We start from the raw sequence: 25,822 nt of genomic DNA, 5'->3' as shown, positions 1-25,822 counted from the left end.
CTCTTTGGTGAGAGTGCGCTAGTTCTTAAAAACCAATATGACTACTTTGATTTATTCTTACTTTTAATTCGGATAAATCGTTTTAGTCGTATGTTTTGCATAAGTAGTAATATTCCACTTAGGCAAAAAAGTACGCTGGTTGCTGCAAAACTAATAAGCAGCGGATTATTAAAATCCTCTCGCTCATCGTAATCCATAATATGTAACATCCAAAAAAAGTCGAAAATTCGCCATAGTGTGCTGCGAACGGTGATAACTTTGCCGTTATTTTCTGACAAATACAGTGTTGTGTTAAATGTGTCGTCAAATTGTACCTGCCAAACATTGGTTTTATATCCAACTTCTCGCATACCTTGCTTTAGCAGTACAGCGCTTGTCACTTGAGCATCAATAAGTAAGTGTGCTTTAGCATTTGCGGTAATTTGTATTTTAGTTGGCGGCTCAAAGGGCCGGCCTGTTATACCGTTAAAGCTTTGCTGTTCATCTTTATTTATTACTGTAATTATAGGTGTGGTTAAAAAGTTCTCAAAAATTATTTGTGTTGGATTAACCACCTGAGGTGCAATATCGTTAAGGGAGGCAATATAATCAGCCTGCGTAAATGGGTTATTAAGAGTACGTGTTGCAAGATGCTCCCCATGAACTTTATCAAGAGGAATAGCGCTCATGACTAAACCGCCTAATAGCCAAGCTAAAATTTGTAATGTGAGCAAATAACCGAGCCATTTATGTAACTTGCGAGCATACTTAAATATTTTTTTATTCATGTTTTAGTCTTATTATTTTTAGAGGCTAGTTTATTACATTAATGGGATTAGTTACTGCGACATTTTGTCGCAGTTTAAACTATAGCTTACTGTAATCATTTAAAAATAAAAAAGATTACACTTAAATTGCTAACATGACTTATTTGTTTAATTGAGCTGAGTGTTTGATATCCAGCTAGCTTTAAACGCTAAAAAATACTTAAAAGCTGCGAAATATCTATATAAAGTGGTTAATAGAGCATAGTTGATTTGGTATAACGGTAAAACTGCGTTAAAGTTTGCAATGAAATTATTAGAGGATAAATACGAAACGATGTCGGAAATTCAATTTTTAAATGTAGATCTTGAGCTTGAATCAAAGCAAGATATTAGTTTGCTAGTGGCAGACTTGAAAAAAGTCGCGACGATTTTACATTATGACAAAGACGAATACCGTCAATTAGCGCGTATTGAAGCAACAGGTATAGTAAACACGCCTGACAAAGCAATAAACCATATATGTGAGCTTATTGAATCGTGTTCGCGTAACGCGCTAAAGCAATGGTTAAGCTGTTCACGTAGAACGTTTGATATTGGTTTTGAATCAGGCACTTCCCCTAAGTGCTTTAATCAAGCCTTAGATGCAGATACATTACTACGTATATCTGCGATTGGTGCGGGTATGGAAATTACAATTTACCCAATCGAAAAGTAACTATCTTCGCTCTACGACTGCTGCGGTCATTTTTGATACGCAGCACAGCTCATTGCGGCTATTTGTAATTTTTATTTCCCACACTGAACTACGTTTGCCAATATGAAACGCTCTTGCCGTTGCTGTTAAAGTGCCGTTGCGAGATGCTTTTAAATGACTTGCGCTAATTTCCTGCCCCACGCAGTAAAATTTTGTAAAATCGACAACAAAGTTAGCTGCATAGCTGGCAACTGTTTCGGCAAGTACAACGTTAGCACCGCCGTGAACCATTCCCATTGGGTTATGATGCTCAGGAATTGCCGGCATAGTGGCTACTAAGTAATCATCACCAATTTCAGTGACTTCTATTCCCATGGTTTTCATTAATGTTCCTTGGCCATCAATGCCTTGTTCTAACTGCTTGCACAGCTCTAAAGTGATGGGCTGGTACCAAATACTCATAATGACTCCTTTGCTTTTTTAATCATTTATAAACCTAGCGTTAGTTATATCCCTAAAATGTACACAAGTGAAATTACTTTGGCTATTTTAAGGCTTAATTTAAATTTGCGATTTTTATTTAACTGTATATACTCACAGTTAAATGTACTGTATGGAAAACCAGTTGTATGCGACCATTAACGAACCGCCAAGCTCAAATACTCGAACTAATTAAAGTTTTTATTAAAGACACTGGTATGCCTCCTACACGTGCTGAAATAGCGCAAACATTAGGTTTTAAAAGTGCCAATGCTGCTGAAGAACATTTAAAAGCACTTGCTAAAAAAGGCGCAATTAAAATGAAACCAGGTGCAAGCCGTGGTATTCAGTTAATTGAAGAAGAAGAGCCAGAACAATTAGGTTTACCGCTTATAGGGCGTGTTGCTGCTGGTTCACCTATTTTGGCGCAAGAGCACGTTGAAAGTCACTGCAAAATCGATCCATTAATGTTTAAACCGGCTGCAGATTTTTTACTACGCGTTAACGGTATGAGCATGAAAGATATTGGTATTATGGATGGTGATTTACTTGCTGTACATCGTACTCAAACCGCTGAAAACGGGCAAGTTGTTGTTGCCCGCCTAGACGAAGACGTAACTGTAAAACGTCTTGAGAAAGCGGGTCGTAAAGTATTACTTCATGCTGAAAACGACGATTTTGAATCTATTGAAGTAGATCTTGAGAATGAGTCTTTTAATATTGAAGGCTTAGCCGTTGGCGTTATAAGAAACGCTGATTGGATGTGACTTTAAAAATAGCTTTTAAACAAGCAGTTTTATAAATGCGTACTAATTAGTACGCATTTTCTGTTTTAAATTCGCACTAAAAATAGGGCATAAATAGCTCACTGACAATTTAAGCTGTAAACTTTTTTGCACTTATATTTTCCCCCTCCGAATGCGTTAAACCCCTTTGTTTTGCTCATCTTTTGAACTTCCTGTTACCTAGTTGGTTACTGATTTTTTATTAATTACTCAATATCACCTGATTGTTTTTTATACTAAAACTTGCTTGTTGTTCATTTTTTAGCTAATTATTAATGTGCTGAGCTAATAATAACTCACAGCTTTTTAGTTTTGAGAACACACAATATACACAAACCCGTTGTTGGCGCAGCAAAACCAATCAATATTAAATGAGATTGACTAAAAAAATAAAAATAACGAATTGGCGTTTAAGCCGTATGCCTCTTCGCTTTGCATTCGCAATAGCATCAAAGGAGCCGTCACATGGGTAAACTGACCTCTACCTTGTGGCTTATATTATGTGTTTTTTCGCACCCAGTTTTGGCTAACAGCCAATACAATATGCGCAAAGGCGTAACCGATATAAGCAATAATGTATATCAGCTGCACATGACCATATTTATAATATGTTGTGTGATTGGGGTGATAGTGTTCGCAATTATGTTTTGGGCACTTATTCATCACCGTAAATCTAAAGGGGCTGTACCTGCCCAATTTCACGAAAGCACTAAAGTAGAAATACTTTGGACTGCAATCCCGTTTGTTATTTTAATTGCTATGGCAGTACCAGCCACTAAAACCCTAATTGCAATGGAAGATGCCAGCAAAGCTGATCTCACTATTAAAATTACAGGCTCGCAATGGAAATGGCATTATGAATATATGGGTGAAGATGTAGAGTTTTACTCTATTTTATCTACCCCGCAAGATGAAATCGCGAATCTTGCAGATAAAAATCCTAACTACTTACTTGAGGTTGATAAGCCTCTCGTACTGCCAATAAATCAAAAAGTACGATTTTTAATGACTTCTGACGATGTTATTCACTCTTGGTGGGTACCTGATTTTGCAGTTAAAAAAGATGCGAATCCCGGCTTTATAAACGAAACATGGACGAACATAAACGAAGAAGGTACTTACCGAGGCCAATGTGCTGAGTTGTGTGGTAAAGATCATGGCTTTATGCCCGTTGTGGTGGTCGCTAAATCTGAGGCTGATTTTAAAACATGGCTTGCAGATGCAAAGCAGGCTAAACAAAAAGCAGCATTAGCAGATGCCGCATTACTTGATAAAACCCTCCCAAAAGAAGAATTAATGACTTTAGGCGAACAAGTATATATGGCCAATTGTGCTGCATGTCATCAGCCTACTGGCATGGGGTTACCGGGTGTATTTCCTGCACTTAAAGGCAGTCCTATAGTGCTTGGCGATATAAAAGATCACATTGATGTAGTTATCCATGGACGACCTGGTACGGCAATGCAAGCATTTGCCAAACAGTTATCTATAAAGCAATTAGCAGCGGTTATTACTTATAAACGTAATGCGTGGGGTAATGATACGGGTGATGTTATTCAACCGAGTCAAATACAGGCAGCACTTGATGCCAAAGTGGAGGCGAACTAATGAGTAGCATAGTAGAACAACCTAACGCCAATGAAGCTCATCATGCTCATCACCCAGCTAAGGGTTTTAAACGCTGGCTTTACACAACTAATCATAAAGATATAGGTAGTTTATATTTAATTTTTTCGCTGACCATGTTCTTAATTGGTGGTGGAATGGCCATGGTGATCAGAGCTGAATTATTTCAACCAGGTTTACAGTTGGTCGATCCTCACTTTTTTAATCAAATGACCACCGTGCATGGTTTAATTATGGTGTTTGGTGCGGTTATGCCGGCCTTTACTGGCCTTGCTAACTGGATGATACCACTCATGATTGGCGCGCCAGATATGGCATTGCCAAGAATGAATAACTGGAGCTTTTGGATTTTACCGTTTGCGTTTTTAATCCTATTGGCATCGTTATTTATGCCTGGTGGGGGTCCTGCATTTGGTTGGACTTTTTATGCACCACTGTCTACAACATACAGTAATGATAATACTGCATTGTTTGTATTTGCCGTACATATTATGGGGATTAGTTCAATAATGGGCGCAATCAATGTGATTGTAACCATAGTGAACTTACGTGCCCCAGGCATGACATGGATGAAGTTGCCCTTATTTGTATGGACGTGGTTAATTACTGCCTTTTTATTAATAGCGGTAATGCCAGTGCTTGCAGGGGCTGTCACTATGGTACTTACCGATAAGTATTTTGCGACCAGCTTTTTTGATGCCGCAGGCGGTGGCGACCCGGTGATGTTCCAACACATTTTTTGGTTTTTTGGTCATCCCGAAGTATACATAATGATTCTTCCTGCCTTTGGCATTATATCTACAATAGTACCTACCTTTTCTCGTAAAAAACTTTTTGGCTATGCCTCAATGGTATACGCCACATCCTCCATAGCACTATTGAGCTTTATTGTATGGGCTCATCATATGTTTACCACTGGGATGCCGGTCGCTGGCGAGTTGTTTTTTATGTATGCGACCATGCTTATATCGGTACCTACAGGAGTAAAAGTATTTAATTGGGTTGCCACAATGTGGAAAGGCTCAATAACTTTTGAAGTGCCAATGCTTTTTAGTATTGCGTTTATTGTGCTGTTTACCTTAGGTGGCTTTTCGGGTTTGATGCTGGCAATTACACCTGCTGACTTTCAGTACCACGATACTTATTTTGTAGTGGCGCATTTTCATTATGTATTAGTAACAGGGGCTGTATTTTCGATAATGGCGGGGGCCTATTACTGGCTGCCCAAGTGGACGGGCAATATGTTTAATATCACGCTAGCTAAATGGCATTTTTGGCTATCGCTGGTGAGTGTGAACGTATTGTTTTTTCCTATGCATTTTGTAGGGCTTGCCGGTATGCCGCGTCGAATTCCCGATTATGCACTTCAATTTGCCGACTTTAACGCAATCATAAGTATTGGTGGATTTGCCTTTGGTTTATCGCAATTGTTGTTTGTAGCTGTGGTAATTAAATGCGCGCGTGGCGGTGATAAAGTGCCTGCAAAAGTATGGGAAGGGGCAGAAGGGCTTGAGTGGGAAGTTGACTCTCCAGCGCCATATCATACTTTTTCTACGCCGCCGGTAATTAAGTAATGACACACGCACCGCTACTCAAACGTTTGGTACTTATTTGCATAGGCATGTTTGCCTTTGCCTTTGCTTTAGTACCTTTGTATGACGTGTTTTGTGATGTAACAGGGCTTAATGGAAAACCTTCGCTTGAGCAAGCAGAGCAAAGTACACAAATAGTACAAAACCGAGAAGTCGGCGTTAGCTTTACTACTCACGCACAAAGTGGTGCACCGTTTGAAGTTAAATCAAAAGAATACAGTGTAGTGGTAAAACCCGGTGCAATGCGTGAAGTAATGTTTAGTGCTAAAAATAACAGCAACCTAGATAAAGTAATGCAGGCTGTACCATCAGTCTCGCCAGGTAAAGCGGCAAAGTATTTACACAAAATAGCCTGTTTTTGCTTTGATCAGCAACCTCTAAAAGCAGGGGAAGAACTTGAATTTAAATTACTTTTTTATGTTGATACCGCACTGCCGAGCGATATTGAAGAATTAACTTTATCTTATACCGTATTTGATATTAGTGAACAGCTGGTGGCAAGTAACAACTAGCTTTTTAAACTAGTGTGAAACTAGGAGTAAATAAAATGAATCAAGAATATGAGCATTATTACGTACCTGAGCAAAGCCCATGGCCTATTGTAGGTGCTGTTGCATTGTTTTTTATTGCAGTAGGGGCAGGCTTGACTGTTATGAGTGTAGGTAAAGAAGGTGGTAGCGGGGTTTATCTGCTTTATGCCGGTATTGCTGTACTTGTGTATATGTTGTTTAGCTGGTTTAAAAATGTAATTAATGAATCGGACCAAGGTTTGTACTCAGCACAAATGGATCGCTCTTTTAGACAAGGTATGAGCTGGTTTATTTTTTCTGAAGTTATGTTTTTTATGGCCTTTTTTGGTGCGCTTTTTTATGCACGCGTATTGTCGGTACCTTGGCTTGGAGGCGCAGGCAATAATGCAATGACTAACGAGGTTTTATGGCCAACTTTCGAAGCTGTTTGGCCGCTAGTTTCAACACCTGCTGGTGAAACTACTCAAGCTATGGGCTGGCAAGGCTTACCGCTTATAAATACCTTAATACTGCTTACTTCCTCAGTTACTTTACATTTTGCCCACGTAGCGATGGAAAACAATAAACGCACTCCACTTAAAGTTTTTTTAGGCGCTACTATTTTATTGGGCGTTTGCTTTTTAGGGCTGCAAGTTGAGGAGTACATGCATGCATATAATGACCTTAACCTAACGCTAGATGCGGGCATTTACGGTAATACGTTCTTTTTATTGACTGGTTTTCATGGCATGCATGTAACGTTAGGAACCGTACTTTTATTTGTAATATTTTTACGGATATTAAAAGGGCACTTTACTAAAGATAAGCATTTTGCTTTTCAAGCAGCTGCTTGGTATTGGCACTTTGTTGATGTGGTGTGGCTGTGTTTGTTTGTATTTGTATATGTGCTGTAGCGTTTATTGGCGAATTATTTGCTTTAATAAAACCAAGTTTAAGCGCTGCAATAACAACAACTAAAACAACGACCGAAAACAATACGCGACGACCTAAAAAGTGAGACATAGGTCGTCCCCCAGTTTTCCCTGACACCATAATAAACAATGCTCTAAATAAGTTAAAAAGTATAAATATTAACAACAGTACGATAATAATTTTAATAATCACTGAGTTGACCCTTTATGCAGTTAGTTTTATGGTACAAACAAAAGCTTAGTTCACTAATCACACTTTGTATGGTTGTGGTTGTTGTACTTGTGTGTGTGCGACTAGGATTTTGGCAGTTGGAGCGGGGTGAGCAAAAACAGCAGCAACTAACCGCTATTGCTAAGCAACATACTCGTGGTGTGATGAGTTGGTCTCAATTACATAACCTGCCTGATAGCTGGAACAAAACAGGTGTATTGGTTGAGTTAAAAGGGCGGTTTGTACAAAACCAATATTGGCTTTTAGATAATCAAGTTTATAACGGACAAGTAGGGTACGACCTACTTGCTTTACTAAAGCCAGCCAGCGAAGAAAAAGTGATTTTAGTTAATTTAGGATGGGTAAAAGCTCCTATATCTAGAGATACACTGCCAAAGGTTACTCTGCCTACAGGTGTTTTTATTCTTAAAGCGCAAATAAAAGAAAATAACCTAAGTAGCTTTACGCTTGAAGATAAAACTATAAATAACGACTTGCCTACAAGAATCCAATCTATCGACTTGAATATGCTGAACACTCAAAGCCAGCAATCATTAATTAATTTTATGGCTTACAGACAAGGTACTGGTGATGAGATTGCAACACCTCATTATGAGGCAGTTGTTATGAGCCCTCAAAAGCATAATGCCTACGCTGTGCAATGGTTTTTAATTGCTATTGCATGTGCTGTTGTGGCTATTTTTGCGAGTAAAAAAAGGACACATAATGAAAAATAACCCCCTTGTGTTGTTTGTGGGCTGCTGCGCTATCCCATTAATTTTGGCATATGGCGCATTAAAGTTTGATTGGTTGCCTACTGCAATTACTAATAATGGCGAGTTTTTAAGGCAAGAAATAAAACTTAAAAATTGGCCGCAAAATAATCCCAAGCAATGGACTATCGCACTTAATTATTCAAACGAATGTAACACCCCATGCAGCGAACAACTCAATGCACTTAATAATTTATATGTGGCACTTGGTAAAAACCAAGGCAAGGTTGATATGGCTGTAATGGGAAGTCCCTACAATAAAAACCTACCATGGAAAATTATTACCGAGCAACAGAGTTTAAATCCTGCAAGTTTGTATTTGATTGATCATATGGGGTTAGTGGTACTTGAATATCCCTTTAAGGTCGAGCCACAAGAAAACCGTTTAGTACAAAAAGGGTTATTAAAAGATCTAAAAAAATTACTTAACTATTCTCGTTCTAGCTAACTAAGTTGAGCTTAAGTTGGAGTATCTGATGTATAAAAATTATAAAAACTTAGTATTAATAACAGGATTACTCGCTTTGATTGTAGTTGCTTTAGGTGCGTACACCCGCTTAAGTGATGCAGGTTTAGGGTGCCCCGATTGGCCTGGTTGTTATGGTTTTTTAACGGTACCTAAGCATGAGGCTGACATAGCCTTAGCAACTCAAAGCTACCCCGATATGATGTTCGAAACCGCAAAAGCGTGGAAAGAAATGATTCATCGCTACTTTGCAGGTGCTTTAGGCTTACTTATTTTAGGTTTATTTGTGTTGGCTTTTTTAAAACGCCAATATCCAACTACGCCAGTTAAATTGCCTTTGGCTTTACTTCTACTAGTGGTGTTTCAGGCTGCTCTTGGTATGTGGACAGTAACCATGAACCTTCAGCCGCTTATTGTAATGGGCCACTTATTAGGTGGCTTTAGTATTTTGTCACTTATAACGCTTTTATATTTACGGCTAACCGCAAAACCTATTATGGGTGGCGATAGCGGCGCAAAACGCTATTTCGGTTTAAGTTTAGTAGCGCTCAGTGTATTAATTATCCAAATTGCACTTGGTGGTTGGCTGGCTGCAAATTACGCCGCTCCACATTGTAGTGGTTTGCCATTGTGTAATTACGCACAACCGTTTTCATTGAGTAGCGTATTTCAATTACCACTTGAGCACAGTAATTATGAGTTTGGTGTGTTATCGCAGCAAGCGCGTATGTCTATTCATTTATTACATCGCATTTGGGCACTCGTTACTTGCATTGTTCTGGCGTTAATTATGTGGAAAATATACAGCCAAGCGCACTCTAAAAAAATTAAAAATTGCGTTGTGAGTGTATTACTTGTTTTGCTTTGCCAAATTAGCTTAGGGCTTATTTTAGTACATTGGCATATCCCGTTGGGAGTTGCACTGGCGCATAACTTGATGGCAGCCATACTGTTATTAAGCATAGTTAGGTTGTGTTATTACCTAAAATCACGCACATAAAGGGGAAATATGATGGCACTTATAATAGATAAAAAAATACTGCTACCCGTTAATACTCAATCGCTAATTTCGCGTACTCATAGTTTGCTGCAAGACTACTTAGCAATTAGTAAATTTAAAGTGGTAGCTATGTTGGTGCTAACAGCTTGGGTTGGTTTAGCGCTGGCTCCCGATGTAGGGCGCGGTATGGTCGTACAGTTTATTAGCTTGTTAGGTATAGGGCTACTTTCTGCTGCTGCAGCGGTTATTAATCATGTAGTTGATAGCGAGATAGACTCAAAAATGGCACGGACTCGTCATCGCCCTGTGGCTAAAGGGCGTTTAAGTAAAACACATGCGCTTAGTTTTGCAGCTGTTATTGGGGTTGCTGGTTTTATTATGCTAATGGTGTGGGCTAATACCTTAACCGCTATATTAACGTTATTTGCATTGGTAGGTTATGCATTTGTTTATACATCATTTTTAAAGCGTGCTACACCGCAAAATATTGTTATAGGTGGGTTGGCTGGCGCAATGCCTCCATTATTAGGTTGGGTGTCAGAAACAAACCAAATGGCAGCAGCCCCTTGGTTACTTGTAATGATAATATTTACCTGGACTCCGCCACACTTTTGGGCGCTGGCTATAGCACGAAAAAGTGATTACGAACGCGCTAAAATCCCTATGTTACCAGTAACCCATGGAATCGACTTTTGTAAAACGTGCGTCGTTGCTTACTCTGTTTTACTCGCTGTAGTTTGCGTATTGCCTTATTTAATTGGTATGTCTGGATTAATCTATTTGATAGGTGCATGTGTATTAAATGCAGTGTTTATATATAAAGCCGTCAAATTAAAAATTGCTGGAAATGATGAGACTGCAATGGACTTATTTCGTTTTTCGATTATTCATTTAATGGTACTCTTCGTAATCTTATTTATAGATAAATGGCTCCCTTTATGAAGCAGTTATGGCTTGGATTAATCGTTGTTTTAGTTTTGTTTTTATCGGCATGTTCAAACGAAAATAGTCCGCCAGATGTCGATGCATTAGTTTACGAAAATGCAAAGCCACTGTCTGATTTTACGCTAAACGATCAGCGCGGTGAATTAGTGACTAAGCAACAATTTGTAGGACAGTGGAATTTAGTATTTTTAGGCTATACAAGCTGTCCAGATATTTGTCCATTAACACTTGCTAAGTTAAATGCTGTTTATAAAAACTTACAAGCAGATTATCCGCTGCAAATTTGGTTTTTATCGGTTGATCCAAAACGCGATACACCAGCTAAACGAAAGCAATATATAGATTACTTTAACCCAGACTTTTTAGCTGTATCAGGGGAACATAAACACCTTTTTCCTGTTGTTCGAGAGCTTGGTTTAATTTACGCCATTAGCGATAGTAGTGAATCAGAATATGCTGTTGATCATAGTGCCTCGGTCGCTATGGTTGATCAAAATGGAGCCGTTAGAGCTATTTTTAAACCAGAATTTAAACAAGGTAGTGTGCCATTAATTAATGCGACGACTTTAACGCAAGAGTTTAAAAAAATAGCTGATTACTATAAAAACTAGTTTTTTACTTTTTACCAATTTTAAAGGAGCTTTAGGCTCCTTTTTTTGTATTTTAACGACAGGTTAAATTTAATTAAGCATTTTATGGCAATTTTAATAACTAGGGCTAAGCTTTTGTTATGAATTGAATTGACAGGGAATGCACTTACTAAATGCTAAAACTTCCGAGCGAACTTGCTATTACGCAAGTTGAAACACTACATCAAGACTTACTACACGAACTCAATAGCAACGATGATATCTGTCTTGATATTAACGATGTGATTTCTGCTGATACTGCCTCAATTCAACTTTTATGCGCCTTACAAAAACACCTACTTACTATACAGCACAAAATAATATGGGTAGGCAGTAGCGAGGCCTTAACGCATACAATTAATAAACTTGGCTTAAGCCAATACTTAACAACCGAAAGTAAAAGTTAGGGGTATATATGAAAAGAATTTTAGCGGTTGATGATTCAGCATCGATGCGTCAAATGGTGAGCTTTACATTAAAAACTGCCGGGTTTGATGTAACCGAAGCTAAGGATGGCAGTGAAGCTCTCGCTATTGCCAAGCAACAAGACTTTGATGCCGTGATCTCAGATGTAAACATGCCAATAATGGATGGAATTACATTAATACGAGAGCTGCGTACTTTACCGAGTTATAAATTTACACCACTACTGATGCTTACTACAGAGTCGGGCTTAGAAAAAAAGATAGAGGGTAAAGCTGCTGGTGCAACAGGTTGGATTGTAAAACCATTTAATCCCGATCAGCTACTAGCGGTAATTAAAAAAGTTATTCGCTAAGGAGCGCAGTGTGAGTATAGATTTAAGTCAATTTTTTGAAGTTTTCTTTGAAGAGAGTTTTGAAGGCCTAGATACCATGGAGGCTGAGCTATTAAACTTAGTGCCAGGTGAGGAAGATTTAGAAACTATCAACACTATTTTTAGAGCTGCTCACTCAATAAAAGGAGGCAGTGGCACTTTTGGCTTTAGCTCCGTTGCTGACTTTACTCATGTACTTGAAACACTACTGGATCAAATTCGCCAAGGTGAACGAGAGCTTAGTACCGAGCATGTCAATTTATTACTCAAAGCTGTGGATTGCTTGCGCGCTTTACTTGCTGCACTTCAAGGTGAGCAAGAGCCAGATTTAACTGAGGCAGATTTGTTAAAAGTACAATTTGAACATGTACTTGGAATGAAAAACGAAACACAAGAGAATAAACCTCAAAGCTGTGAAGAGCAAACAAGTAGTAACACCTATCAAATAGACTTTAAACCCCATCATCATTTATTTAAAACAGGAAACGAGCCACTGTATATGATCAGTGAGCTTGAAGAGCTAGGTGAGTTAGAAACCACAGTATTTTACGATGAAGTTCCAGAAATCACCGATTTAAGTAGTGATGAATGCTTTTTACATTGGCGCTTTTTTTTAGATACTAGCCATGATGAAAAAGCCATAAAAGAAGTATTTGAATGGGTAGAAGACGATGCCGACATAAAAATTGAATTATGCGGAGGCTTATTTGGCAATGATGAGCAAATACAACCTAATCAAGGTGAGATATCTAAAGCTGTTGAGCTTGAAACATCCGATTTAATAAAAGTAGCTGAGCTACCTAGTAAGCCAAAGCAACCCGCTGCTAATAAAGATAAAAAACCTGCAAGTACACCAGAATCTACCTCCATTCGAGTTGGTATTGATAAAGTTGATTCGTTAATAAATATGGTAGGTGAACTTGTTATTACACAAGCGATGCTCAATCAGCTTAGCGAACAAGAAATCACACCAGCCACAATCACTTTACTACAAGAAGGTCTAGCGCAACTTGCCCATAATACGCGTGATTTACAAGAAAATGTGATGCGCATTCGTATGCTGCCAATAAACTTTGTATTTAGTCGTTTTCCTCGATTAGTGCGAGATATAGCGCAAAAACTAAATAAGCAAGTTGAGCTAAAGTTGATTGGAGAGCAAACCGAGCTTGATAAAACAGTAATGGAAAAAATATCCGATCCTATGGTGCATTTAGTGAGGAACTCACTTGATCATGGATTAGAGACTGTTGAGCAAAGACTGGCGGCAGGTAAAGATCCCGTTGGCACAGTAACCTTAAATGCGTTTCATCAGGGTGGAAACATTGTTATTGAAATAATGGATGATGGGCAGGGGTTAAATACAAAAAAAATAAAAGAAAAAGCCATCGCTAACGAATTAATCTCAGCTGATAACCATCTCAGTGACGATGAAATAAATGAGCTTATTTTTATGCCCGGCTTTTCGACAGTGGATGAGGTAAGTGACTTATCTGGTCGTGGAGTTGGGATGGATGTAGTTAAGCGAAATATTCAATCATTAAATGGCTCAGTAGAGGTAACCTCAGCGCCCGGTGTTGGTTCTACGTTTACTATTAGATTACCACTTACTCTCGCTATTTTAGATGGGCAATTAGTTAAGGTGGCTCAGCATACTTATATTATCCCGCTCATTTCTATTGTGGAATCTCTGCAAATTGATATTGCTAAAGTGAGTCGAGTGGGTAAAAACCTTGATGTATTGAGGCTTCGGGACGAATACATTCCTATTTTAAGGCTCTACGATATTTTTAATCATAAAAATGCCATTGAATCACTCGATAAAACGCTGCTTGTTGTTGTAGAAACAGATAACCAAAAGGTGGGTTTATTAGTTGATGATTTACTGTCTCAACAACAGGTTGTTATTAAAAGTTTAGAGGCTAACTATCATAAAGTTGATGGCGTATCGGGAGCCACTATTTTAGGCGATGGGCGTGTATCGCTGATTGTGGACATTAGCGGCTTAATAAAGCTCTCAGGTTTAAAAAAACCAGGTAGCCAAGAATTAACGATTGAAACGCAAGCCACTTTGGAGGCGTTATGAGCTCAGAGCAAAGCCAGTTAAGTAATCAATTAAATCTTCAGCAACAGCAAGGTGTAAAACAGTTTTTAACTTTTATTATGGCTGATGAAGAATACGGCGTTGATATTTTAACAGTACAAGAAATTCGCAGTTGGGAAGAAATTACAGTACTGCCCAATGCGCCTGAATTTGTAAAAGGCGTTATTAATTTACGTGGAACAATAGTGCCAATTATTGATTTACGGTTGCGCTTTGGATTACCAAGTGTCGACTATGGGCCATTAACGGTGGTTATCGTTGTCAAAATAGAATTTGAACTAGGTAGTAAAATTATAGGTGTTGCTGTTGATGCCGTTTCTGATGTTTACAGTATTGCGGAGCAAGATGCGAAAGCTGTTCCTAGTTTATCTGAGTCGAATAATTGTGAATATGTAGCTGGGTTGGTGAATGTTGGTGAAAAAATGGTAGCGCTAATTGACCTGCAAAAAACAATGAATATTTAGCAAATAGAAACTAAATGAATAATAAACTTAAAGGTGGTGATGAGCATGGGATGGTTTAGTAATCCAAAGCAGTCAAAATCAAGTAATGATTTAATTGTAGACGCATTGAATAAATCATTAGCGGTGATTGAGTTTGAACCTAACGGAAAAATAATTACTGCAAATATGAATTTTCTAAACGCGATGGGCTATCGCCTTGAAGAGGTTCAAGGCCAGCATCACTCTATGTTTGTTGACCCAGATGAAGCTCAGGGCAACGATTATAAGAACTTTTGGCAACGCCTGCGTAATGGCGAGTTTATCTCAGATGAGTTTAAGCGTAATGCAAAAGGTGGAGCTGAGGTATGGATCCAAGCAACTTATAACCCAATTGTTGATGAGCAAGGGCAAGTATTAAAAGTAGTTAAATTTGCCACCGACGTGACCGAGCAAAAGTTAATAGCAGCAGAAGCCTCAGGGCAAATTAGTGCTATAAGTAAATCTCAAGCGGTTATCGAGTTTAATTTAGATGGCACTATTATTGATGCCAATGATAACTTTTTAAATGCACTTGGTTATCAACTTAGCGAGATTAAAGGTCAGCACCATAGGCTTTTTATTGAACCCGAACATGCAAATAGTATCGAATATAAAGAATTTTGGGCCAAACTAGGTCGTGGTGAATTTGATTCAGGGGAATATTTAAGAATAGGGAAGCAGGGTCAGGAGGTTTGGATTCAAGCATCTTATAACCCAATTTATGATATGAACGGCAAGCCGTTTAAAGTGATTAAATACGCATCTGATATTACTGAACAAAAAGAGCTTGAAAAAGCATCTCGCAAAGCAGCCGATTTAGCAAATGCGCTTAAAGTTTGCCAAGCGAACGTAATGATTGCTGATGAAGACCTTAATATAGTATTTGTGAACGATCGTGTTCAGCAAATGCTAAAAGTCCGCGAAAAAGAATTACAAACTGTATTACCAAGCTTTTCTGTTGATAATTTAATTGGCACCTGTGTTGATGATTTTCATAAGCACCCTAATCATCAGCGCGATTTATTAAAAAATCTCGATAAGCCTCATAAAGCCGAATTACTTTTAGCGGGTGTCACTTTCACCTTGATTGCTTCACCTTGGATTAGCCAAGATGGAAAGCATTTAGGCACCATTGTTGAGTGGGAAGATAGGACCAATGAGGTTGCGCTTGAAAAAGAAATAGCCGAACTTATTAGCGCTGCAGGTAATGGCGAATTAGATACAAGAGTCGCGGAAGAAGGCAAGGAAGGATTCTTTTTACGTTTGGCTCAAGGGCTAAATAGCTTAGTTAAAATAGTTGATGATGCAGTTGCTGACACGGGCAGTATGCTCGATGCGATGGCAAATGGTGATTTATCAAAACGAGTTGAAAAAGAATATAAAGGCTCATTTGATAAACTCAAACGCGATGCTAATGCTACGGCAGATAAGTTAACGGAAGTGATTAATCGCATTAATTCATCGGCAACGCTTGTAGCCAGTGGTGCAGAGGAAATCTCTCAAGGTAATGCTGATTTAAGCCAACGTACAGAAGAGCAAGCCTCGTCACTTGAAGAAACAGCGTCGAGCATGGAAGAGATGACTAGCACCGTTCGCCAAAATGCTGATAACGCAAAAGTGGCAAACGATTTAGCAGAAGAAACATGCGAAAAGGCGATTCAAGGTGGTGAGGTTGTAAATAGAGCAGTTACGAGCATGTCGGCAATTAATGAGTCGAGCAAGAAAATTGCAGATATTATTGGTGTCATTGACGAAATAGCATTTCAAACTAACTTATTAGCGCTTAATGCTGCAGTAGAGGCTGCAAGGGCTGGTGAACAAGGTCGAGGCTTTGCGGTTGTTGCAGGTGAAGTTCGTAATTTAGCACAGCGCTCTGCAGGCGCAGCGAAAGAAATTAAAGAGTTAATAAGAGATAGTGTAGGCAAAGTAGCTGATGGCTCTCAATTAGTTAATGAGTCGGGCGCTACACTTAAAGAGATTGTTGTATCGGTACAAAGAGTGACGCAAATGATTTCTGATATTACAGAGGCATCTGAGGAACAAAGTGCGGGTATTGAACAAGTTAATACCGCCATCTCACAGATGGACGAAATGACGCAACAAAATGCCGCCTTAGTAGAGCAAGCCTCTGCCGCTGGCGAGTCTATGGCTGAGCAAGCTAATGAGATGCGCCAACTACTCAACTTTTTCTCAATAGGTCAGCAAGAGATGGCGATGATTTCGCCGACTATGCGCACACCTAAATTATCTCATAAGTCGCAAAGCAGTTTTGTAAGTAATAAACCCAAAGGCGATAACTTTGTAGACTCTGCTGATGAATGGGAAGAATTTTAACAACCAATCTTCTTATATACCTCGCTGAATACATAATCACAGCGAGGTATTATTTGGCAGGCTAAATTGAGAGCGAACAATGAAAGAGTTTTTGTGTACCGACCGCGACTTTAAAGAAATTGCCAGTTTAGTTTATAGCGCATGTGGAATTGTATTAGGTGAGCATAAGCGAGAGATGGTTTATTCACGCTTAGCAAGACGTATTAGAGAGCGAAAACTAACTGACTTTAAAGCCTATTTAGAGTATTTAAATAGCCATAAAGATCAGGAGTTTGATGCCTTTATTAATGCAATAACAACTAACTTAACGTCTTTTTTTCGTGAAATACACCACTTTGAATTTATAGAATCTGAGCTTGTACCTGCTCTCTTAAAGGCAAATAAAAATAGTAAGCGAGTAAGAATCTGGTCTGCAGGTTGCTCAACAGGAGAAGAGCCCTACAGTTTGGCGATGACTTTAAATAATGCATTTCCGAGCAATTGGGATGTAAAAATACTAGCAACCGATTTAGATTCTAATGTATTGGCAAAAGCACAAAAGGGTATTTACACCGCAGCGAATGTTAACGGCTTAGATGACGTGCAACTTAAGCGTTGGTTTTTAAAAAGTAAAGACGGTGAAAACTATAAAGTTAAAGATAGGCTAAAAGAGTCTATTTCATTCAAGCGTTTAAACTTATTGCAAGATTGGCCAATGAAAGGATCATTTGATCTTATTTTATGTCGTAATGTTGTTATTTACTTTGATAAAGAAACAAAAGATCAGCTTTTTAAGCGTTACGCCAATATATTAAATGAACAAGGTTATTTGTTTTTAGGTCACTCAGAAAGTATGGGAAAAGAGCATACGCAATTTAAAAATTTAGGGAAAACTATGTACCAAAAGGGACAAAATGCACGCAGAGTTTAGGCCGGTATTACCTAACTTTGAACATATTAAACGATATTGGGACTCGGGCCGAGGTAGCGTTGTTGCTAAAGTGCTTCCGGGTGAGTTTTATGTTTCTAAAAATAATGAGCTGATCTCTACAGTTCTGGGTTCGTGTATTGCGGCTTGTGTTTACGATGAAGTACTAGGGATTGGGGGCATGAATCACTTTATGTTACCAATTCAAAAGGGAGTAGAACTTAAGAATGCGCATAGTTTAAGTTGTCGGTATGGCAATTGGGCTATGGAGTATCTTATAAACGAAGTTTTAAAAAATGGTGCATCTCGCCGTAACCTAAAAGTAAAACTTTTTGGTGGGGGTAAAATTATTAGTGCGATGACTGATATAGGGCTGGGTAATATTAGTTTTGCAGCGGCGTATATTAAAGAAGAGGCATTAAATCTAGTTGCCCACGATATGGGTGGACCATGGCCACGAAAAATATTTTTTCATCCGAACACCGGTAAAGTTCATATGAAAAAACTTAAAAACCTACATAATAATACGATTGAAAAACGCGAAGTCCGTTACTTACAAAACCTTAAAAAGCAAGAAGTAGTAACTGATATAGAGCTGTTTTAGGAGTATGCATGATTAAAGTATTAATAATTGACGACTCCCCCTTAATTAGGCGTTTACTCACTGAAATATTACAGCAAGCTAAAGATATTACGGTAGTGGGGAGCGCTGAGGATCCCTACGAAGCTCGCGAAATGATAAAAAAGTTAAATCCTGATGTATTAACGCTCGACGTAGAAATGCCAAAAATGGATGGCATTAGTTTTTTAAAAAACTTAATGCGATTAAGACCAATGCCAGTAGTGATGATTTCAACACTGACCCAAAAAGGCTCTCCTATTACACTCGAGGCACTCGAATTAGGGGCTGTTGATTTTATAGCTAAGCCTACTAATAACGTAAGAGAGCAATTGAGCCAATATGCATCACTTGTTCAACAAAAGGTGCGAATAGCTGCTGGAGCAAGAGTAAGAAGCTATAAAAAAACGGTCGTCACAAATGAGCCTATTAATACCCATTCTCAATTTTTACTTAATAAAGTAATTGCGATAGGTGCTTCAACGGGTGGTACTGAGGCTATCAAAGAAGTACTTATTAAAATGCCACAAAATTGCCCGCCCATTGTAATTACTCAGCATATTCCTCCTGTGTTTAGCGCCTCATTTGCTGAGCGAATGAATCGTACATGCACGATAAATGTGAAAGAGGCTGAACATGGCGATAAGCTTAGCACTGGCTGGGCTTATATAGCACCAGGTGGTTTTCATTTAAGTATTAAAAAGCGAGGTGTTAGCTTGTATTGCCAGCTTGATGATGGCGAGCCGGTTAACAGACATAAACCTGCGGTAGATGTGCTGTTTAACTCATTAGTTGAGACAGGAGCTAAAAACGTAGTTGCAGCCATACTAACAGGGATGGGGAGTGATGGCGCAAAAGGATTACTTGCACTAAAACAAAACGGTGCGTATACCTTGGCTCAAGATGAGTACTCATCGGTGGTATGGGGTATGCCTAAGGCTGCCGCTGAGTTAAATGCAACGGACGAGATAGTTGCGCTGGATAAAATAACCCAGCGACTATTACATCAGGCAGTTAAGGTTTAGGCGCTTCAATTACCCAAGGCTGCGAAAACCAAAAATAATCACCAGGGCTAGAAATAGAAGGGGCCGTACAATTAAAACGAGATCGCCCTTTATTAAGCACCTTTGGTGAGGTTATTTCGACTGTATTTTTATTTACCCATTTTAAATCTGCTTGGCCTACGCTTGATACGTAACAGGCAAATTGGCTTTTATGAAAGTCACCCATTTTAAATTCAATTGTGAGCGTGGGTGGATTTTGTTGTGTAACGCTATCTTGATAAGTTAAATTGGTGATATTAAATGCGCGTGAGTTAAGCTTAGTAATAAGAGTTTCTAGTTTGCTGTAAAAGCCTGATGCAGGAAAACGCGGTAAGCGGCTAAAATTAGAGTCTTTATTTACAGCGCCGGAGTGCTGACCAATACCCACAAAACCAAGCTCTGTCACAAGTGCTTGCAGCTCGTTATTAAACTCACCATACGGGTATGCTAAGTATTTATAGTCGTGGCCTATTTCTTCTTTTATACGCTTTTGAGAGCTAATAATATCTTGCTTAATACGTGATTGCCATTGTGCATCGGTTTCGTTTTCAAGCTTAAGGTGTAAGTAATCATGTTGTCCGCTATGATTGGCTATTAATGCCCCTTTTTTAGATAATTCTTTGAGCTTATCCCACCCCATTACGTAGCTCATGCTCTCGTCTATTAATTTAGGATTTACAAAGATAGTGTACGGGTAGCCAAACTTTTCTAAAATAGGCGCGGCTTGTTCATAGTTATTGTTATAACCATCATCAAAGGTGATGGCGACAGTTTTATCAGGTAAGGTTTCACCTTGCTGAAGTGCGCTTATTAACTCATTAAGAGGAATAACGTTAAAGTTGTGCTCTTTTAAATAGCTCAAATGTTTAGTGAATGTATTGGCGCTAACGCTCGTTACAGCGGGTAGGGTTTCACTAACATGATGATACTGTAAAATAACGGCTGCTTGAGCCCGCACAGATACACTAATGAGGATAAATAATACTAAATGAAACAATTTCTTATACATAATAAGGCACACCATAAAAGCTTGCTGTTGTTAGCGGGTCCGATGATACTATCAAATATCACAGTGCCGTTGTTAGGAATTGTTGATACCGCTGTAATTGGGCACTTAGGAAGCGCTCATTACTTAGCGGGTATTGCCCTTGGCTCTGCAGTTATATCTATTTTATTTTGGCTGGCTGGTTTTTTAAGAATGAGCACCACGGGGCTCGTGGCACAAGCATATGGAAAAAACGATTTAACCCAACTTGCCGCTCTACTTAAACGAAGCTTATTGCTTGCAAGCGCAGTGGCTGTGCTATTAATTGTGTTATCCCCATTAATAAAGCACGCTATTGCTTACCTCTCCGCCGCCAATAGCGATGTACTTATCCAAGCGTATCAGTATTTTAGCATTCGTATTTTTAGTGCTCCAGCAGCATTGTGTAATTTAGTGTTACTGGGTTGGATGCTTGGTGTGCATTATGGTCGAGGCCCATTTTATTTATTACTCGTCACTAATATCGTTAATATAGTACTCGATATTTATTTTGTTGTTTATTTAGATTGGGCAGTTGCAGGCGCTGCGTGGGCTTCACTTATTGCTGATTATACGGCTTTAGTATTTGCACTGTTTTTAGTGGTTAAACTAGCTAAAAAACAAGACATTGATCTAAATGTACCGAATTGGTTGAGTATTAGCAAAATGGCTGAATTATTGAGTTTGAATAGAGATATATTTATTCGCTCTTTAATACTGCAATTATGCTTTAGTTTTATGACGTTTTACGCAGCGCGTATAGGCGAAACCACATTAGCTGCTAATGCTGTTTTACTTAACTTTCTAATGTTGGTGAGTTTTGCTCTTGATGGCGTTGCTTACGCGTCTGAGGCAAAAGTAGGGCAAGCTAAAGGCCAAGGAAGCGTTAAAAATATAGAGCTTTGGGTTAAAATAAGTGTATTTTGGGGCATGCTTTTTGGCGTCTTATATAGCGCTTTTTTTGCATTATTCGGCAGCGGTATAATCAAGCTTTTAACCAATGTGCCAGAGGTTATTCAAGAGGCAACACACTATTTACCATGGCTAATAGTGTTGCCTATTTTGGCCATGAGTTGCTTTTTGTTTGATGGTGTTTTTGTAGGGCTTACGCGAGCAAAGAACATGCGTAACAGTATGATACTTTCAGCTGGAGTTGGCTTTTTTGGTGTGTTTTGGGTGTTTATAGACTTGCAAAATAACGGGTTATGGCTGGCTATGAGCTGTTTTATGTTAATGCGCGGGGTTACATTAATAATTAAATATCACCACTTAAAAATAAATAATCAGCTACTGGATTAAACTAATACTAATCTGCTTATATATGGGGTCTATTTAACGATAAGGAAATTGCGCTAGAACTAGGCAAAAATTTTTGTATCTAGTTGTTCTAAATAAAAAATTTTTAACAACGTTATAGAGTGATTTAATTCGATAAATTGCCCAAATATATATGGAGGTTGGTATAAATAAATGGTTTATTTCCAGAGATCGGGGTCGTGGTGTTTAGGGCCCATATCTTTTAAAACTTGTGAAAAACGATTAGCAAAAATACCGCAGTAGCCCCAACCGGCAAAAAATAATGCGGGGAGTAAAATTATAACGCCAATTATTTGTAAGCTGTAGTGAGTGTAATACCCAATAGATATGAATATCACGGCTAGCACAAACAGTGCTAAGCCGCGAAAAAAGCGCTTTAAGCTCAGCTTAGGGTTGCTCCCTAAGCGATAAATAAGCTGCTTTAGCATTTAGAAGGCCTAATAGTAAGAGTGATCGCCCGCTTCGTGCTCTGTTATATCAGCAACACCGGTGATTTCTTCAAACTTAGCTATCATTTCTTTTTCAATGCCTTCTTTTAGCGTTACATCGATCATAGAACAACCGTTACAACCACCACCAAACTGAAGTATAGCAATACCTGCAGCTGTAATTTCAACAAGGCTTACTTGGCCACCGTGGTTAGCAAGTTGTGGATTTACTTCGGTTTCTAGCATGTGCTGTACACGTTCGTTTAACGATGCATCGTTACCTATTTTACGCGCCTTTGCATTTGGTGCTTTTAGCGTTAACTGAGTACCCATTTTGTCGGTAACAAAATCGATTTCAGCTTCTTCTAAAAATGGAGCACTTTCAGCATCTACAACGGCATCAAAACCGTTAAAGTTTAGGCGAATATCGCTCGCTTCTACAGCGTCTTCTGGACAATAAGACACACCACATTCCGCTTGTGATGAACCAGGGTTTACAACAAACACACGAATATTGGTTTGTTGTGATTGATCTGCTAATAGTTTAGCAAAATGCGCTTGCGCTGTTTCGGAAATAGAAATCATAAAACCATCTATACTTGACTAAATTACTCGGATACTGCGTATCATACTCCGCTCATCGTGTTGCGGCTAGTGTTGAGCGTAAAAAGTTGGCATCTATTTTAAGCAATGGTAGCGTGCAAACAACGAACATTTTTTGAGTGATTTATATGCGTTTGGTATTAACATTAATGGTGGTGTTGCTTAGCTTTTCAAGTGTAGCTAAGCCACTTTCGTATTATTTTGAACAAGATGTAAAATTTGACCCTTCAATTCCTACTCCTGAGCAAGTACTCGGTTATGAAGTAGGAGAGTGGCACGTGAGACACGATCAGCTCGTACGTTATATGGAAATACTTGCTGATAAAAGCGACCGTATAAATTTTGAGGTGATTGGCCGCACGCATGAACAACGCCCGTTAGTAATGCTAACAATTACTGCTGCTGATAAGTTATCAAGCATAGAGCAGACACGCCAAGCTCACTTAGCACACTTAAGTAATAACAGTAGTAAAGCACAAGACGATCCTGCCGTTGTATGGATGGGTTATAGCGTTCATGGTAATGAGTCATCAGGTAGTAACTCATCATTGCTGGTGGCTTATTATTTAGCTGCTGCACAAGGTACTGAAATAGATGAGCTATTAAATAACACGGTTATTTTACTCGACCCTTCACTTAATCCTGACGGGCTTGCTCGTTTTGCTAATTGGGCCAACAGTAACCGAGGCATGAATTTATCAAGTGACCCTAAAACCCGTGAGCATGTTGAAAACTGGCCTAGCAGCCGTACTAACCACTATTGGTTTGATTTAAATCGCGATTGGCTACTGCTACAGCATCCTGAATCGCGTGCACGTATTGCTAAATTTCATCAGTGGAAACCAAATATTTTAACTGACTTTCATGAGATGGGTCCAAACAGCAGTTACTTTTTTCAACCAGGTATTCCAAGTCGTAAGCACCCTATAACACCTGATGAAAATGTTACCTTAACAAAGACAATTGCCAACTATCATGCAAAAACCTTAGATGAAAACAACGCCCTTTATTTTACCGAAGAAAGTTTTGACGACTTTTATTACGGTAAAGGTTCAACTTATCCTGATGTAAATGGTGGCATAGGCATTTTATTTGAACAAGCAAGTTCTCGCGGACATATTCAAGACACCATAAATGGACCTTTGAGCTTTCCTTTCACTATTAAAAATCAACTGTTAACGAGTTTATCTACCTTTAAGGCAGCAGTTGATAACCGCCAAGCATTACTTGATTACCAGGCTAAGTTTTACAATCAAGCTACTGATTTAGCCAGCGATGAAAGCTTTGAAGGTTATGTTGTTGAAGGTGCAAGCGACAACACCCGTATTATGCACTTTTTAGAATTGTTAAAGCAGCATCAAATTAACGCTTACCCACTTACTAAATCATTAAAAGCAGATGGTAAGAATTTCAGTACACATAGCTATTTTGTACCATTAGCACAACCACAATATCGTTTGGTAAAAGCGATTTTTAGTGAGCAAAAAAACTTTGCCGATAATACTTTTTACGATGTATCTGGCTGGACATTAGCGCATGCGTTTAATTTGCCATTTTCTAAAGTTAAAAGTAGTTGGGGATTAAAGGTTGCTGATAAAGCATGGGAAAAAGTAGCAACCCCATCATTTTCTTCACTCACCGAAGGTTACGCATTTGGTTTTTCGTGGGATGATTATTTAGCACCTAAAATGTTAAATAGCTTATTACAGCAAGGTATAAAAGCACGTGTAGCGCTAAAAGCATTAACGGCTAAATCAACATCAGGAGAAATTAATTTTAAACCTGGAAGTATTATTATACCGGCTGGACTACAAACAAATACAGATTGGATTACCTTGCTAAATAAAGCACAAAATGAGTTTGGTATTGCAATCAAACCTATTACATCAGGTTTAACAAGCAAAGGAGCCGATTTAGGGTCGCGATCAATGGCGGTTGTTAGTGCTCCAAAAGCACTGCTTATTGGCGGGCAAGGCGCAAGCCAGTACGAAGTCGGCGAAGTGTGGTATTACCTAGATCGCTTTGTAGGTGTTGCACCAACAATTGTTGAAATGAATCGCTTTAGTTCACTCGAGTTAAGTGACTACAGTCATATTGTGCTTGCTCATGGCAATTACAATAGCTTATCTGATGCCGACAAAGTGGCTATTAAAAGCTGGGTAAGAAAAGGCGGCGTTATTTGGGGTCACAAAGGCGGCGCTAAATTTTTAGCTGATCAGCAATTACTCAAAGCAAGCTATCTATCACGACAAGATGTAGCAAGTGCATTTAAAACGACAGATTTAAGTTATGGCGATAAAGATCATTTAGCAGGACGTCAACGCATTGCAGGTGCTATTTTTAATACTAATGTAGATTTAACTCATCCGCTTACATTTTCACTTAAGCGTAATACATTGCCCGTATTCAAAAACAGTACTTGGTTGCTAGAAGCTTCCGATGCTCCGTTCGTAAATGTACTTACCTACACTAAAAATCCATTATTGGCAGGCTTTACCGATGCCGTTAATGTTGAGCAAGTTGCTGGCGGCGCAGGCTTAATTGCTCACTCATACGGACGAGGTACAGTAATAGGCATGACCGATGACCCTGTATTTAGAGGTTACTGGTATGGGACTAGTCGACTACTAAGCAACGCTTTATTTTTTGGCCATACGTTTCGTGCAAATGGCGAATAATACTAATTCGCTTAAATTAAGTGATCTATTTTGAGGATGGAAAAACGTGTTGATAGCTAGGCAAAAAATTCGCTATTTAGTTGTTCTCGGCAATTGCTCCTG

27 protein-coding genes are annotated in these 25,822 nt (G+C 38.8%); 21 read left to right on the top strand and 6 right to left on the bottom strand.

Going from position 1 to position 25,822, the window contains the following annotated elements; translation table 11 throughout:
* Positions 1–41: 41 nt before the first annotated feature.
* Positions 42–767, bottom strand: coding sequence for a hypothetical protein (locus I6F45_RS16875; RefSeq protein ID WP_197119877.1), 726 nt, complete (start codon positions 765–767; stop codon positions 42–44).
* A gap of 313 nt (positions 768–1,080) precedes the next feature.
* On the opposite strand from I6F45_RS16875, the gene I6F45_RS16870 reads away from it, so the two are divergent.
* On the top strand, positions 1,081–1,461 hold the full coding sequence (locus I6F45_RS16870) for a hypothetical protein (protein ID WP_197161261.1): 381 nt from the start codon (positions 1,081–1,083) through the stop codon (positions 1,459–1,461).
* On the opposite strand, the gene I6F45_RS16865 is transcribed toward I6F45_RS16870, so the two are convergent.
* Positions 1,462–1,902 carry a PaaI family thioesterase gene (locus tag I6F45_RS16865; RefSeq protein WP_007584940.1) on the bottom strand — a complete coding sequence of 147 codons (441 nt, stop codon included), beginning with the start codon at positions 1,900–1,902 and terminating at the stop codon, positions 1,462–1,464.
* A 167-nt stretch (positions 1,903–2,069) separates the two neighbouring features.
* Between I6F45_RS16865 and lexA the strand changes: the two genes are divergently transcribed.
* The 5 genes from lexA to I6F45_RS16840 all read left to right on the top strand — a co-directional run bounded on the left by lexA (position 2,070) and on the right by I6F45_RS16840 (position 7,346).
* Positions 2,070–2,687, top strand: coding sequence for a transcriptional repressor LexA (gene lexA, locus I6F45_RS16860; protein ID WP_007584941.1), 618 nt, complete (start codon positions 2,070–2,072; stop codon positions 2,685–2,687).
* 483 nt (positions 2,688–3,170) lie between these two features.
* Positions 3,171–4,313 carry a cytochrome c oxidase subunit II gene (gene coxB / locus I6F45_RS16855; protein WP_024594300.1) on the top strand — a complete coding sequence of 381 codons (1,143 nt, stop codon included), beginning with the start codon at positions 3,171–3,173 and terminating at the stop codon, positions 4,311–4,313.
* Positions 4,313–5,905 carry a cytochrome c oxidase subunit I gene (gene ctaD, locus I6F45_RS16850; RefSeq protein ID WP_007584944.1) on the top strand — a complete coding sequence of 531 codons (1,593 nt, stop codon included), beginning with the start codon at positions 4,313–4,315 and terminating at the stop codon, positions 5,903–5,905. The genes coxB and ctaD overlap by 1 nt, the downstream gene beginning before the upstream one ends.
* Positions 5,905–6,435, top strand: coding sequence for a cytochrome c oxidase assembly protein (locus tag I6F45_RS16845; RefSeq protein ID WP_002959612.1), 531 nt, complete (start codon positions 5,905–5,907; stop codon positions 6,433–6,435). Before ctaD ends, I6F45_RS16845 begins: the two co-directional genes overlap by 1 nt.
* Before the next feature lie 35 nt (positions 6,436–6,470).
* Positions 6,471–7,346, top strand: coding sequence for a cytochrome c oxidase subunit 3 (locus tag I6F45_RS16840; protein ID WP_024594298.1), 876 nt, complete (start codon positions 6,471–6,473; stop codon positions 7,344–7,346).
* Here I6F45_RS16840 and I6F45_RS21580 read toward each other — a convergent pair.
* Entirely contained in the window at positions 7,249–7,557 is a 309-nt protein-coding gene (locus I6F45_RS21580; protein ID WP_076916441.1) for a DUF2909 family protein, read from the bottom strand. The genes I6F45_RS16840 and I6F45_RS21580 overlap by 98 nt on opposite strands.
* Positions 7,558–7,571: 14 nt before the next feature.
* On the opposite strand from I6F45_RS21580, the gene I6F45_RS16830 reads away from it, so the two are divergent.
* The 13 genes from I6F45_RS16830 (at position 7,572) to I6F45_RS16770 (ending at position 19,652) form a co-directional block, all read left to right on the top strand.
* Positions 7,572–8,312, top strand: coding sequence for an SURF1 family protein (locus tag I6F45_RS16830; protein WP_197119879.1), 741 nt, complete (start codon positions 7,572–7,574; stop codon positions 8,310–8,312).
* Positions 8,302–8,796, top strand: a complete 495-nt coding sequence (locus I6F45_RS16825; RefSeq protein ID WP_197161254.1) for a transmembrane cytochrome oxidase associated protein — start codon at positions 8,302–8,304, stop codon at positions 8,794–8,796. The genes I6F45_RS16830 and I6F45_RS16825 overlap by 11 nt, the downstream gene beginning before the upstream one ends.
* A 28-nt stretch (positions 8,797–8,824) precedes the next feature.
* Positions 8,825–9,814, top strand: coding sequence for a COX15/CtaA family protein (locus I6F45_RS16820; protein ID WP_197119880.1), 990 nt, complete (start codon positions 8,825–8,827; stop codon positions 9,812–9,814).
* Between the two features lie 12 nt (positions 9,815–9,826).
* Positions 9,827–10,756 (top strand): heme o synthase, encoded by a 930-nt coding sequence (gene cyoE / locus I6F45_RS16815; RefSeq protein WP_024594295.1) that lies wholly within the window; start codon positions 9,827–9,829, stop codon positions 10,754–10,756.
* A complete protein-coding gene (locus I6F45_RS16810) occupies positions 10,753–11,370 on the top strand; it encodes an SCO family protein (RefSeq protein ID WP_197161252.1) in 618 nt (205 codons plus the stop codon). The genes cyoE and I6F45_RS16810 overlap by 4 nt, the downstream gene beginning before the upstream one ends.
* 152 nt (positions 11,371–11,522) lie before the next feature.
* Positions 11,523–11,795 (top strand): STAS domain-containing protein, encoded by a 273-nt coding sequence (locus tag I6F45_RS16805; protein ID WP_002959595.1) that lies wholly within the window; start codon positions 11,523–11,525, stop codon positions 11,793–11,795.
* An 8-nt stretch (positions 11,796–11,803) separates the two neighbouring features.
* Complete coding sequence (locus I6F45_RS16800; protein WP_007584956.1) at positions 11,804–12,166, top strand: response regulator; 363 nt, start codon at positions 11,804–11,806, stop codon at positions 12,164–12,166.
* 10 nt (positions 12,167–12,176) lie between these two features.
* The gene (locus I6F45_RS16795) at positions 12,177–14,267 is read left to right on the top strand and encodes a chemotaxis protein CheA (RefSeq protein WP_007584958.1); all 2,091 of its coding nucleotides are present in this window, start codon (positions 12,177–12,179) and stop codon (positions 14,265–14,267) included.
* Entirely contained in the window at positions 14,264–14,749 is a 486-nt protein-coding gene (locus I6F45_RS16790) for a chemotaxis protein CheW (protein WP_007584959.1), read from the top strand. The genes I6F45_RS16795 and I6F45_RS16790 overlap by 4 nt, the downstream gene beginning before the upstream one ends.
* 45 nt (positions 14,750–14,794) lie before the next feature.
* Positions 14,795–17,101, top strand: coding sequence for a methyl-accepting chemotaxis protein (locus tag I6F45_RS16785; RefSeq protein ID WP_197119882.1), 2,307 nt, complete (start codon positions 14,795–14,797; stop codon positions 17,099–17,101).
* A gap of 79 nt (positions 17,102–17,180) precedes the next feature.
* Positions 17,181–18,011, top strand: a complete 831-nt coding sequence (locus I6F45_RS16780; protein ID WP_165740890.1) for a CheR family methyltransferase — start codon at positions 17,181–17,183, stop codon at positions 18,009–18,011.
* Positions 17,995–18,612 carry a chemoreceptor glutamine deamidase CheD gene (gene cheD / locus I6F45_RS16775; RefSeq protein ID WP_007584962.1) on the top strand — a complete coding sequence of 206 codons (618 nt, stop codon included), beginning with the start codon at positions 17,995–17,997 and terminating at the stop codon, positions 18,610–18,612. The genes I6F45_RS16780 and cheD overlap by 17 nt, the downstream gene beginning before the upstream one ends.
* 8 nt (positions 18,613–18,620) lie before the next feature.
* Complete coding sequence (locus I6F45_RS16770; protein WP_165740891.1) at positions 18,621–19,652, top strand: protein-glutamate methylesterase/protein-glutamine glutaminase; 1,032 nt, start codon at positions 18,621–18,623, stop codon at positions 19,650–19,652.
* Here the strand turns inward: I6F45_RS16770 and I6F45_RS16765 are convergent.
* Positions 19,642–20,679 carry a polysaccharide deacetylase family protein gene (locus tag I6F45_RS16765; RefSeq protein ID WP_165729074.1) on the bottom strand — a complete coding sequence of 346 codons (1,038 nt, stop codon included), beginning with the start codon at positions 20,677–20,679 and terminating at the stop codon, positions 19,642–19,644. The two genes, I6F45_RS16770 and I6F45_RS16765, sit on opposite strands and share 11 nt — an antisense overlap.
* Before the next feature lie 42 nt (positions 20,680–20,721).
* Between I6F45_RS16765 and I6F45_RS16760 the strand changes: the two genes are divergently transcribed.
* Positions 20,722–21,993 (top strand): MATE family efflux transporter, encoded by a 1,272-nt coding sequence (locus I6F45_RS16760; RefSeq protein ID WP_024591683.1) that lies wholly within the window; start codon positions 20,722–20,724, stop codon positions 21,991–21,993.
* Positions 21,994–22,169: 176 nt separating this feature from the next.
* On the opposite strand, the gene I6F45_RS16755 is transcribed toward I6F45_RS16760, so the two are convergent.
* Entirely contained in the window at positions 22,170–22,439 is a 270-nt protein-coding gene (locus I6F45_RS16755; RefSeq protein WP_002959572.1) for a hypothetical protein, read from the bottom strand.
* 9 nt (positions 22,440–22,448) lie between these two features.
* Positions 22,449–23,024, bottom strand: coding sequence for a Fe-S biogenesis protein NfuA (nfuA, locus tag I6F45_RS16750; RefSeq protein ID WP_007584966.1), 576 nt, complete (start codon positions 23,022–23,024; stop codon positions 22,449–22,451).
* A gap of 146 nt (positions 23,025–23,170) precedes the next feature.
* Between nfuA and I6F45_RS16745 the strand changes: the two genes are divergently transcribed.
* Positions 23,171–25,720 carry a M14 family zinc carboxypeptidase gene (locus I6F45_RS16745; protein ID WP_165739369.1) on the top strand — a complete coding sequence of 850 codons (2,550 nt, stop codon included), beginning with the start codon at positions 23,171–23,173 and terminating at the stop codon, positions 25,718–25,720.
* The last annotated feature ends 102 nt before the right edge of the window (positions 25,721–25,822 follow it).

Origin of the sequence: Pseudoalteromonas sp. SWYJZ19 (assembly GCF_015864375.1) — a bacterium.
Lineage (GTDB): Bacteria > Pseudomonadota > Gammaproteobacteria > Enterobacterales > Alteromonadaceae > Pseudoalteromonas > Pseudoalteromonas arctica.
The sequence above is the reverse complement of the archived record's forward strand: the minus strand, read 5'-3'. Positions and strand labels throughout refer to the sequence as shown.

Bases quoted from the DNA above. Each gene is read 5' to 3' on its own strand.
- I6F45_RS16875 (WP_197119877.1), bottom strand. From the start codon at position 767: ATGAATAAAAAAATATTTAAGTATGCTCGCAAGTTACATAAATGGCTC.
- I6F45_RS16870 (WP_197161261.1), top strand. From the start codon at position 1,081: ATGTCGGAAATTCAATTTTTAAATGTAGATCTTGAGCTTGAATCAAAG.
- I6F45_RS16865 (WP_007584940.1), bottom strand. From the start codon at position 1,902: ATGAGTATTTGGTACCAGCCCATCACTTTAGAGCTGTGCAAGCAGTTA.
- lexA (WP_007584941.1), top strand. From the start codon at position 2,070: ATGCGACCATTAACGAACCGCCAAGCTCAAATACTCGAACTAATTAAA.
- coxB (WP_024594300.1), top strand. From the start codon at position 3,171: ATGGGTAAACTGACCTCTACCTTGTGGCTTATATTATGTGTTTTTTCG.
- ctaD (WP_007584944.1), top strand. From the start codon at position 4,313: ATGAGTAGCATAGTAGAACAACCTAACGCCAATGAAGCTCATCATGCT.
- I6F45_RS16845 (WP_002959612.1), top strand. From the start codon at position 5,905: ATGACACACGCACCGCTACTCAAACGTTTGGTACTTATTTGCATAGGC.
- I6F45_RS16840 (WP_024594298.1), top strand. From the start codon at position 6,471: ATGAATCAAGAATATGAGCATTATTACGTACCTGAGCAAAGCCCATGG.
- I6F45_RS16830 (WP_197119879.1), top strand. From the start codon at position 7,572: ATGCAGTTAGTTTTATGGTACAAACAAAAGCTTAGTTCACTAATCACA.
- I6F45_RS16825 (WP_197161254.1), top strand. From the start codon at position 8,302: ATGAAAAATAACCCCCTTGTGTTGTTTGTGGGCTGCTGCGCTATCCCA.
- I6F45_RS16820 (WP_197119880.1), top strand. From the start codon at position 8,825: ATGTATAAAAATTATAAAAACTTAGTATTAATAACAGGATTACTCGCT.
- cyoE (WP_024594295.1), top strand. From the start codon at position 9,827: ATGGCACTTATAATAGATAAAAAAATACTGCTACCCGTTAATACTCAA.
- I6F45_RS16810 (WP_197161252.1), top strand. From the start codon at position 10,753: ATGAAGCAGTTATGGCTTGGATTAATCGTTGTTTTAGTTTTGTTTTTA.
- I6F45_RS16805 (WP_002959595.1), top strand. From the start codon at position 11,523: ATGCTAAAACTTCCGAGCGAACTTGCTATTACGCAAGTTGAAACACTA.
- I6F45_RS16800 (WP_007584956.1), top strand. From the start codon at position 11,804: ATGAAAAGAATTTTAGCGGTTGATGATTCAGCATCGATGCGTCAAATG.
- I6F45_RS16790 (WP_007584959.1), top strand. From the start codon at position 14,264: ATGAGCTCAGAGCAAAGCCAGTTAAGTAATCAATTAAATCTTCAGCAA.
- I6F45_RS16785 (WP_197119882.1), top strand. From the start codon at position 14,795: ATGGGATGGTTTAGTAATCCAAAGCAGTCAAAATCAAGTAATGATTTA.
- I6F45_RS16780 (WP_165740890.1), top strand. From the start codon at position 17,181: ATGAAAGAGTTTTTGTGTACCGACCGCGACTTTAAAGAAATTGCCAGT.
- cheD (WP_007584962.1), top strand. From the start codon at position 17,995: ATGCACGCAGAGTTTAGGCCGGTATTACCTAACTTTGAACATATTAAA.
- I6F45_RS16770 (WP_165740891.1), top strand. From the start codon at position 18,621: ATGATTAAAGTATTAATAATTGACGACTCCCCCTTAATTAGGCGTTTA.
- I6F45_RS16765 (WP_165729074.1), bottom strand. From the start codon at position 20,679: ATGTATAAGAAATTGTTTCATTTAGTATTATTTATCCTCATTAGTGTA.
- I6F45_RS16760 (WP_024591683.1), top strand. From the start codon at position 20,722: ATGATACTATCAAATATCACAGTGCCGTTGTTAGGAATTGTTGATACC.
- I6F45_RS16755 (WP_002959572.1), bottom strand. From the start codon at position 22,439: ATGCTAAAGCAGCTTATTTATCGCTTAGGGAGCAACCCTAAGCTGAGC.
- nfuA (WP_007584966.1), bottom strand. From the start codon at position 23,024: ATGATTTCTATTTCCGAAACAGCGCAAGCGCATTTTGCTAAACTATTA.
- I6F45_RS16745 (WP_165739369.1), top strand. From the start codon at position 23,171: ATGCGTTTGGTATTAACATTAATGGTGGTGTTGCTTAGCTTTTCAAGT.